Source organism: Streptomyces sp. PA03-1a (assembly GCF_033792805.1).
Taxonomy (GTDB): Bacteria; Actinomycetota; Actinomycetes; order Streptomycetales; family Streptomycetaceae; genus Actinacidiphila.
In genome coordinates this window covers 1-895 of the sequence record NZ_JARAVO010000494.1, presented here as the reverse complement: position 1 = coordinate 895, position 895 = coordinate 1, and the positions used below count along the sequence as shown (strand labels likewise).

The window sequence follows — 895 nt, the reverse complement described above, 5'->3', positions numbered from 1 at the left end:
CGCCGGGGCGCGGGGGGCAGGCCCCTCAGGCGCCGGTGCCTTCGTCCTCGACGTCGCCCTCCTCCTCGTCCTCGTCGACGGGCTTCGCGCCTCCGGCGTGAGGGGTCGCCGCTGCGTCGGCGGGGTCAGTCCGTCGGGAACCGGGACGGGGGTGACTCGAGGTCCTCGAGTTCGATGCCCGGGGCGGAGAGGACGACGTCGCCGGCGATGTGGACGGTGTGCTGTTCACCGGTCTCCAGGTCGTTGACCTGGTATTCGTCCACGAGCAGGGGGTCGTTGTCGGTGGTGTGTGCTTCGCTCGTGATCAGGGCCCACGACTGGTCGAGGGTGCGGGGTGCGAGCACGGGGGGTTGGAATGCGACGAGGCGTACGCGGGTGGCCGGGGAGCCGGGCCGCAGGCGGAGCAGGCGCGCGGTGGCGACGTAGAACGCGGGTGACGCGCCGGTGAAGGCGTGGGCGGGGACGTTGCCCTCCTGAGCGTGTTCGCCGGAGGGGTCGGTACGGACCCAGGTGAGGCCGTCGAGGGCGGCGCCGCGGACCTGCCAGCTCGCGGCGTGCAGTTCCAGGCGGATGGGGCGGCCGAGTTCGTCGATGGTGAGGTCGACGGAGCCGGCGTGGCCGCCGTCGGGGTGGGTGTTCTGTGCGGTGTAGCGCCAGCCGGCGGGGCCGGTGGCGCAGTGGAAGTGTTCTTCGCCGAGGGGGGTGTGGTCGTGGGTGTCGTGGAACGAGTAGCGGCCGCGGGGCATGGTTCGACCTTACAAAGCGGGCGGGGGCCCGACGGGGCAGGCCCCCGCCCGCTTTGTAAGGTCTGACCATGCACCGCGCCCGTCACTCGTGCACGCACAACAACGAACCAGCCCTTTAAACAAAATTAAACCTGCAGAAGAAAGCAACC

Annotated in this window: 1 protein-coding gene; it reads right to left on the bottom strand. The window is 70.7% G+C overall.

The window, feature by feature from the left end:
- Positions 1-125: 125 nt before the first annotated feature.
- Positions 126-746, bottom strand: coding sequence for a hypothetical protein (locus PV341_RS45120; RefSeq protein ID WP_500328607.1), 621 nt, complete (start codon positions 744-746; stop codon positions 126-128).
- Between the last annotated feature and the right edge of the window lie 149 nt (positions 747-895).